Raw genomic sequence first — 7,697 nt, forward strand, 5'->3', positions numbered from 1 at the left:
CACCGTGACCACGTCGCGCGGCACGAAGACGGCCTCGCCGCCCTGCCGTCCGCCGCCGAAGGCGCTCACCGCGGACGTCTGCTTCGAGGCCCAGGTGTGCGGCACGGTCCTCGGGGCCGGCGACGACCCGGAGGCGCGCCCGGCAGTCGGTGGCCGGGCGGCGGAACGGCCGGTCCGAGCCCGCGCGGCGCAAACCCGTGCGACGGGCCGCCCGCGCGACGGAACGGCGGCGGGCCCGGCCCCGGGGGACCGGACCCGCCGCCGGCGCGAGCGGTGCGTGCCAGGACGCGCCTCAGCCGTTCCAGGGCGCCGTCGGCCACCAGATGTAGTCGAGCCTGCCGAGCAGCCGGACGTCCCAGTAGATCACCGTGAACGCGCCCGCCACCAGGAACGCGGAGGCGGTCAGCGTCGCCGCCCGGCCCGGCTTGGCGGCCAGCCAGCGATGCACGGGCGCGCCGAGGACGAAGGACAGCAGCAGGAACAGCAGCGCCATCACCAGGATGTTGCCGATCGACTGCAGCGAGAACGCCACCGCCCCGTACAGCGGGTTGTGCTCCACCGCCGCATGCCGGAACAGGTTGCGGAACAGCGGGTACGGGCGGCCGATCAGGAAGCCGCCGACCAGCGCGCCGACCAGCACCAGCGGGGCGTTCGGGAACCGGGCGGCCACCCGCTTCAGCGGGTCGGGCAGCACCCCGGCCGCAGCCAGTCCGATCACCAGCATCACCAGGCCGACCAGCCCGTACACGATCATCGCCTGGAGCATCCGCGGCGAGATCGACCCGTGCACGGGCGCGGTCGAGAACTGCGGCATGCGGGTGCCGAACAGGCCGACCAGCACCCCGTAGCCGGCCGAGACCGGCAGCATGCCGACCGTCAGCCAGCCCAGCGGACGCAGCGCGTTCACCAGTCGCTGGCGCCGGGTCAGGCTCATCTGCCCGACCAGCGGACCGACCGCGCCGAACACCGCCACGTTGCAGGCCGTGAACGAGCCGGCCAGACCGGAGACGAAGGCGAACAGCACACCGGCGGAGATGCCGTCCAGCGGCGTGTTCCTGGCGTCGTGACCGAGCAGCTCGCTGGCGGCGCTGAAGCCGATCTTGTCGTCGACCAGCTCCGAGGACCAGGCGTAGGCGAGCAGCAGCCCGCCGAGCAGGCCCAGCAGGACGACCAGCGCGCGGCGCCGCGGGAACAGGCCGTTGACGAACAGCGAGGTGGCGCGCGGGGGCGCGTTCACCGTCCGGCCCGTGATGGTTCCGGTCACGTGGGGTCTCCTCAGCTCGCTGGCCGGGCCGTTCCTGACGGGATGTCAGAAACCGTTGTGCGGGGGGCGTCACAGAGTGTCGTGCATCGCCCCGGCCGGATGACTACTCCCGTGTTGCCCGGCATCGGCACGACGGGAGAAGCACAACGGCCCCCGGGGGTCCGAAGCATGAAGCCGGAGAGCGGCGGCCCTCCGGGTGCGCGGCGGGCTGGAGTCAGTGCGTCGAGGCATTCGATGAGATCGCGGCCGGGCCTTCCAGCGGCGCCGGCCACGGTGGGTCGCGCAGCCGCCGTGCCGGCTTCGGGGGCCGAAGGACGCTCGGACCATGCCGCGCCCGGCGAGCTCGGCCGGCCAGCACTCCCGGGCGGCCGTGGTCGCCGCGAGCGACGTCCCGAACCAGCCCGCCTGCTCGCTCCACGACCCGGGCGCCCTCCTCGATCCGAAGGCGAGGAGCCTCCCCGACCGGGAGGTGATGGCCCTGCGCACGGTGAACGGGCGGGACCGCTGAGCAGCAACGGTCCCGCCCGTTCAGCGTGTCGGTCCAGCGCGCTCAGCGGCCGACGAGCGGCTCCACCTCGGCCACGGGCGGCGCGAACGGCCCCCAGGCGAACGCCTCCGCCCACGTCGCGGCCGACTCGCCGGACCACTCCAGACCCTCGATCTGCGCCCGGGTGCGCCGGCCGGTCAGCGATCGGAACACGTTCACCGCCGCCCCGCCGACGGTCGCCGCGGGGGTGCCCTCACCTACCACCCAGGCCCTCCCGGGGGTCTCGATCCGCAGCGCCGGCAGCCCTCCGCCGTGCACCGCCAGACCGAAGCCCATGGTGGACAGGTCCAGCGCGCCGTCGAACGCGGGGTGGGCGGCCGGCTCGACGGGCGCGTCCAGCATCAGCCGCAGGTCCAGCTCGTGCGAGAACACGTCGAGCAGCAGGATCCGCCGGCGCAGCTCCGGGCTGCGGTCCAGGGCCGTGGGCAGCTCGCCGTCCAGCCCGCTCCAGCGCTCCAGCAGCTCGACCGCCGGGACGTCCGCCAGCGGACCCAGGTCGATCTGGTTGTCCTCCAGGGCGCAGAACGACTCGCAGATGTGCACCAGGTGCCCGATCAGGTCCCGCACGCTCCAGTCCGGACAGGCGGGCACGCCGACGGCGTCCGGGTCCGGCAGCGCGGCCACCAGGCCGGCTATCGCCTCACTGGTGTGCCGGTAGACCAGGTACTGCTCGGCCGGGTCGTGCTGATTCTGTGACGCTGTCACGGTCGTCTCCTCCGGTTCCGGGGCGCCTCGCGGGCGCCGCCGTCATGATGGGGTCCGTTCACTCCCCGTACCTGCCTGACGTGTCGCCGGCAAACCGGGACGGTACAGCCGGTGAACGGCCTCGGCCATGGGCCCCTCAAAACGATGTGTCTGCACCAGAACCCGGCCGAGCCACCCGGCCGGTTCCGACGAAAGTGATGCGGCTGTTCTGGCGGCAGGGCGTGGCCACCACCGGCGTCCAGGACGTCGTCGAGGCCACCGGGCTCAGCCGCTCCAGTCTTCACGCGACCTTCGGTGGCAAGCAGGAGCTCTACCGCGCGGCGCTCGAACACTACGTCAGGGAGCGGTCCCGGCCCCTCCTCGGCCGTCCGGAGGAGGACGACCGCGGCCTGCCGGCCGTCGGCGAGTTCTTCGCCGTGCTGATCGAGAGGCGCTGCACCGGCGAGTTCGCCCGGTGGGGTTGCATGTTCTCCAACGCCCACGCCGGCAGCGAGAACGGCAGCCCTGCGGTGCGCGCCGTCCTCGACCGGCAGCACCGGTACCTGCGCGCCGCCCTCGTGTCGGCGCAGCGGCAGGGCCAGCTCGCCGAGGGCGCCGATCCGGACTCCGCGGCCGACGTCCTGGCCCTCCTGGCACACGGGGTGAACCTGCGCTCCCGCGCCGGAGCGGACGCCCGGGAACTGCGGGCCACCGTCACGGCGGCGATCGCCGCTTTCGCGGCCCCGGCGGCCCCGGCGGCCCGCAGCGGCCAATAGCCGGGCCCCGGCGGACGACCGCCGGGGCCGGCCACCGGAGACCCGCGCCACCTGCTCGTGGCCACTCGCGGCTACTCGCCGATGGCTACTTGCTCACGGCGAAGCGCATCAGGTCCTTCTCGTCGCCCTGCTTGATCTTCCCCGTCTCGTTGATCACCTGGAGCTTCCAGCCCGCGCCCGCCCGTACCGCCTTGGCCACGGCGCAGCCGTTGTCGTTGGTGAGCATGCTGGGCCAGATGTCCGCGACCTGCTGGGTACTGCCACCCGTCGCGTCGTAGACCTTGAAGCTGATGTTGCGGGCGTTCTGGAAGGCACTGCGCTTCTTGTAGGCGGCGGCGACGAACACGATGGACGTGATGTTCGCCGGCACCCGGGCGAACTCGACGGTGACCGTCTCGTCGTCGCCGTCCCCGTGCCCCGTCTGGTTGTCACCGCTGTGGACCAGCGAGCCGTTGCCCAGGGGGTCCAGGGAATCCAGGCCGGCGAGGCGCACGGGCTCGGAGCCCTGCATGGCGATGGCGATCAGATCGAGGTCGGTGCCCTGCTTCTGCCGGAGCTTGCCCAGCAGCCCGCCGCTGCTCCCTGCGGTCGGATCCCAGGAAACCCCGATGGACAGGTGGGTCACCCCGTCCAGATCCGCCGGGCCGTCTTCCTTCGTCAGCGTGATCATGCGTGATCCTCTCGGTGGGGGCGCTGCTACGGGTCCGAGTCACACCACCTGGCAGCGGCGCATCGTCCGACCAGGGCAGACACCGTTTCCCCAGCACCATACCCGCCGCCCTCCCGACCGCCCGGAGCGGGACCGGACGGCGACCGGGGCGCCGGAGGACCTGCGCGCCGCCCGCCCTCGCCACCGCCGAAGGCCCCGCCCGACGCTGAACCGGGCGGACCTCCTCCCCGTGCCCTGAGGGGACGGCATCTGACACCGCGCAGGCCTCACCGCCATCCGACCCCGCCCCGGGTGTCAGCGGACCAGGAGCAGGCCGCAGCTGTAGGCGCGGGCGTGGCCGATGCCCTGGGTGAGCGCTCTGACGAAGGCCCAGCCGGAGAGGACGCGCAGCTGGGCAGCGGCCCCCGCCCGGACGCCTCCCGGACGCCTCCCGGGCGATCCCCCTCCTGCCCGCCCTGGCCCCCGAGGCGCGCGCGAAGTGCGGCCCGGCCGTCGAGGTGACCACCGCCATCCCCACCGACGACCTGTGGATGCGCGACATCGCCCCGGTGTTCCGTCGGGACGGATACGGGGCCTGGACGCCGTGGTCCTCAATCTCAACGGCTGGGGCAACAAGCAGGTCCACCACGACGACGCCCGGGTCGCCGAGCTCCTGGCCGCCCGCCGCGGGCTGCGCCACACCTACGCGGACTTCGTCGGCGAGGGCGGCGAAGACGACGGCCTGGGAACGCCAGGAGCCGGAGTCGGTTCGCGCGCTCAGGCCACTGGGGCCGCGTTCGACGCCCGACACCCGCACCGAGCGGTGGACGGGCAGTTCGTAGCGCTTCTCGTACTCGGTGAGGTACGCGACGACGTGCACCGCGTCCGGGTACTCCTGCCCGGCCCTGCCCGGCCCGGCATCGGGCGCCCGGGCAGGGAAGAGTAGGCGGCGGGCGAGAAGAGCCGCAGGCTCACCCAGTAGTGCTGCCACGCCCCACCCGAAGCGGGCGACGCGTCGAGGATCGCGAAGTCGGGCCCGGCGCGCCGCAGGTAGTAGCCGGCGGCGAGCCCGGCCTGACCGCCGCCGACCACGAGGGCCTGGACGCGCCGTTCGGGGCCGGTCACCGGTCCGCCCCCGTGAACGGCGGGCAGCAGGTGCGGTGTGCCGCGAGGGCGCCCGCGCCGCGCTGCCGGCGGGAACCGGCAGCGGGCGCGGGTGTGCGGTGGAGGCAGGTCACCGGGAGGACTCCACGGCCGGGGTGGCCCGGGTGGTGAACCTGCGGCGCCAGGCGAGGGAGACGTACACGAGGCCGATGAGGACGGGGACCTCGATGAGGGGGCCGACGACGCCGGACAGGGCCTGGCCGGAGGTGACGCCGAAGGTGGCGATGGCGACGGCGATGGCGAGTTCGAAGTTGTTGCCGGCGGCGGTGAACGCCAGGGTGGCGGTGCGGTCGTAGGCGAGGCCGATGGCCTTGCCGAGGGCGAAGGTGCCGAACCACATCACGGCGAAGTAGACCAGCAGCGGCAGGGCGATGCGGGCGACGTCACCGGGCTGGTCGGTGATGGTCCTCCCCTGGAGGGCGAAGAGGATCACGATCGTGAACAGCAGGCCGTAGAGGGCCCAGGGGCCGATCCTCGGCAGGAACTTCTGCTCGTAGGTCTCGCGGCCGAGCTTCTTCTCGCCGAGGCGGCGGGTGAGGAAGCCGGCGAGGAGCGGGATGCCGAGGAAGATCAGGACGTTGACGACGATCTTGCCGACGGAGAAGTGCAGGTCGTCCTGGGCCAGGCCCAGCCAGCCGGGCAGGATGTCGAGGTAGAACCAGCCGAGCAGGCCGAACGCGACGACCTGGAACACGGAGTTGAGGGCGACCAGGACGGCGGCGGCCTCGCGGTCGCCGCAGGCGAGGTCGTTCCAGATGATGACCATCGCGATGCAGCGGGCCAGGCCGACGATGATCAGACCGGTGCGGTACTCGGGCAGGTCGGGCAGGAAGATCCACGCCAGCGCGAACATCAGTGCCGGGCCCAGTACCCAGTTGACGACCAGGCTGGAGGCCATCAGCTTCTTGTCGCCGGTGACGGTGTGCAGCCGGTCGTAGCGGACCTTGGCGAGCACCGGGTACATCATGACCAGCAGGCCGACCGCGATCGGCAGGGACACGCCCCCGACCTCCACCTTCGCGAGGACGTCGTTCAGGCCCGGGATCAGGCGGCCCAGGCCGATGCCCAGGCCCATGGCGATCAGGATCCACACCGCGAGGAACCGGTCCAGGAAGGAGAGCTTGCCGACCAGCCCGGCCTCGGGGGACTCCGGAGGGGCGTCGGTCTTGGTGGCGGTCACGGGCAGGACCTTTTCGTGTCGGCGCACGCGGTGGCGCGGGCGGTGGAGGCGAGGTCGCCGAGGAGGCCGGCGAGGCCGTCCAGGGCTTCGGGGCGGAGCTTGTAGTAGGTGAAGCGGCCGCAGGGCTCGGTGTCGACCAGTCCGGCCTCGCGCAGGATCCTGAGGTGGTTGGACAGGTTGGTCTGCCGGGCGCCGGTCTCCTCGACCAGGTGCGTGGTGCACAGGGCCTCGCGGGCGAGCAGCGTGAGGATGCGCATCCTCAGCGGGTCGGCGACGGCCTTGAGCACGTCCACCGCGTCTTTTGCATCACTATCGACTGACATCACCATGCGGTGATACGTTAGCCGACGCCGGTGGAAGAGCCAAGCCCGCCGCCGCAGAACAGCACTGCAACGAGTTCGCGCCGCCGATGCCGCGGGCCGCGTCCGGGAGCCGGCCGAGCCGATCGGACGCGCAGTGCGGCAACTCCGTCCCGAGGAAGAACGAGATGACGACCCCCTCCCCCGCCGCGTCCGTCCTGTTCGTCTGCGTCCACAACGCCGGCCGCTCGCAGATGGCCGCGGGCTTCCTGCGCCACCTCGCCGGCGACCGCGTCGAGGTCCGCTCCGCCGGCTCGATCCCGGGCGACCGGATCAACCCCTCGGCCGTGGCCGCGATGGCCGAACTGGGCATCGACATCTCGGGCCAGAAGCCGAAGGTGCTGACCACCGAGGCCGTGCAGGCGTCCGACTACGTGATCACCATGGGCTGCGGCGACGCCTGCCCCTACTTCCCCGGCAAGAAGTACCTGGACTGGAAGCTGGAGGACCCGGCCGGCCAGGGCGTCGAGGCCGTGCGCCCCATCCGCGACGAGATCAAGGGCCTCATCGAGAACCTCATCGCCGAGATCGACGCCAAGCAGAAGGCGGAGGACTGAGGGCCGAGACCTGCATGACCGCCGGCCTTCGAGGGCAAAGTCGCGGCCGGCGGGGCCCCGATGACGGCCGCTCACGTCGAGGACCTCCCGGGCCGCCTTTCCATCGGCGCGCCCGGCCCGGAACTCTCCGACGACCTGCGCGCTCAAGCAGCGCCCTCGTCCGCCTCCTCCGCACCGAGGCCGATCTCGCGTCACAGGGCCTTGCCGACAGCACCGGGCCATCGAGGCACGACCTGTCCAAGGTCCTCGACGACGCCGTCTACAACGGTGACGCCAAGGCCTCCACGGGCGTGGAAGGGCGACCTCCCGATCGACGGCAAGGCCACGATCACCCACTCGGTCGCCGTGCACAACAACGCCGTCACCACCACCGACGGCAAGCGCGGCAGCAAGCCGCTGACCGCCCGACGCGGCGTTGCCCACGGCTCCGGACGGCAATCGGGAACGAGCAGCAAGGCCGGCCCTCGCTGAAACACGTTTGAGTGGTTGCCGTGGTGTGCCTGAAGCACGGGTGAGG

At 72.5% G+C, this 7,697-nt stretch carries 10 protein-coding genes and 1 pseudogene; 4 read left to right on the forward strand and 7 right to left on the reverse strand.

Annotated elements, in window-relative coordinates; all coding sequences use genetic code 11:
- Positions 1 to 292 precede the first annotated feature (292 nt).
- The gene (locus ACFU74_RS20550; RefSeq protein WP_380758666.1) at positions 293 to 1,264 is read right to left on the reverse strand and encodes a hypothetical protein; all 972 of its coding nucleotides are present in this window, start codon (positions 1,262 to 1,264) and stop codon (positions 293 to 295) included.
- 325 nt (positions 1,265 to 1,589) lie between these two features.
- Between ACFU74_RS20550 and ACFU74_RS20555 the strand changes: the two genes are divergently transcribed.
- Positions 1,590 to 1,772 carry a hypothetical protein gene (locus tag ACFU74_RS20555; protein WP_380758668.1) on the forward strand — a complete coding sequence of 61 codons (183 nt, stop codon included), beginning with the start codon at positions 1,590 to 1,592 and terminating at the stop codon, positions 1,770 to 1,772.
- Between the two features lie 42 nt (positions 1,773 to 1,814).
- Here the strand turns inward: ACFU74_RS20555 and ACFU74_RS20560 are convergent, their stop codons facing one another.
- Positions 1,815 to 2,516 carry a maleylpyruvate isomerase family mycothiol-dependent enzyme gene (locus ACFU74_RS20560; RefSeq protein ID WP_380758670.1) on the reverse strand — a complete coding sequence of 234 codons (702 nt, stop codon included), beginning with the start codon at positions 2,514 to 2,516 and terminating at the stop codon, positions 1,815 to 1,817.
- 197 nt (positions 2,517 to 2,713) lie between these two features.
- On the opposite strand from ACFU74_RS20560, the gene ACFU74_RS20565 reads away from it, so the two are divergent.
- On the forward strand, positions 2,714 to 3,271 hold the full coding sequence (locus ACFU74_RS20565) for a TetR/AcrR family transcriptional regulator (protein ID WP_380758672.1): 558 nt from the start codon (positions 2,714 to 2,716) through the stop codon (positions 3,269 to 3,271).
- Between the two features lie 85 nt (positions 3,272 to 3,356).
- Here the strand turns inward: ACFU74_RS20565 and ACFU74_RS20570 are convergent, their stop codons facing one another.
- From ACFU74_RS20570 to ACFU74_RS20590, 5 genes and pseudogenes are all read right to left on the reverse strand, one after another.
- The gene (locus ACFU74_RS20570) at positions 3,357 to 3,941 is read right to left on the reverse strand and encodes a TerD family protein (RefSeq protein WP_350541306.1); all 585 of its coding nucleotides are present in this window, start codon (positions 3,939 to 3,941) and stop codon (positions 3,357 to 3,359) included.
- A gap of 294 nt (positions 3,942 to 4,235) precedes the next feature.
- Positions 4,236 to 4,622 carry a type I-E CRISPR-associated protein Cas6/Cse3/CasE gene (locus ACFU74_RS20575; RefSeq protein ID WP_380758674.1) on the reverse strand — a complete coding sequence of 129 codons (387 nt, stop codon included), beginning with the start codon at positions 4,620 to 4,622 and terminating at the stop codon, positions 4,236 to 4,238.
- A gap of 25 nt (positions 4,623 to 4,647) precedes the next feature.
- Positions 4,648 to 5,045 (reverse strand): annotated as a pseudogene (locus tag ACFU74_RS20580) (NAD(P)-binding domain-containing protein); the annotation flags it as partial.
- A 109-nt stretch (positions 5,046 to 5,154) separates the two neighbouring features.
- Positions 5,155 to 6,264: an ACR3 family arsenite efflux transporter gene (gene arsB / locus ACFU74_RS20585; protein ID WP_380758677.1), complete on the reverse strand. Its 1,110-nt coding sequence runs from the start codon at positions 6,262 to 6,264 to the stop codon at positions 5,155 to 5,157.
- On the reverse strand, positions 6,261 to 6,593 hold the full coding sequence (locus tag ACFU74_RS20590; RefSeq protein WP_380758679.1) for an ArsR/SmtB family transcription factor: 333 nt from the start codon (positions 6,591 to 6,593) through the stop codon (positions 6,261 to 6,263). Before ACFU74_RS20590 ends, arsB begins: the two co-directional genes overlap by 4 nt.
- 158 nt (positions 6,594 to 6,751) lie before the next feature.
- On the opposite strand from ACFU74_RS20590, the gene ACFU74_RS20595 reads away from it, so the two are divergent.
- Positions 6,752 to 7,180 (forward strand): arsenate reductase ArsC, encoded by a 429-nt coding sequence (locus ACFU74_RS20595; protein ID WP_380758681.1) that lies wholly within the window; start codon positions 6,752 to 6,754, stop codon positions 7,178 to 7,180.
- A gap of 267 nt (positions 7,181 to 7,447) precedes the next feature.
- On the forward strand, positions 7,448 to 7,651 hold the full coding sequence (locus ACFU74_RS20600; RefSeq protein ID WP_380758683.1) for a hypothetical protein: 204 nt from the start codon (positions 7,448 to 7,450) through the stop codon (positions 7,649 to 7,651).
- The last annotated feature ends 46 nt before the right edge of the window (positions 7,652 to 7,697 follow it).

Source organism: Kitasatospora sp. NPDC057500, from assembly GCF_042802195.1.
GTDB lineage: Bacteria > Actinomycetota > Actinomycetes > Streptomycetales > Streptomycetaceae > Kitasatospora.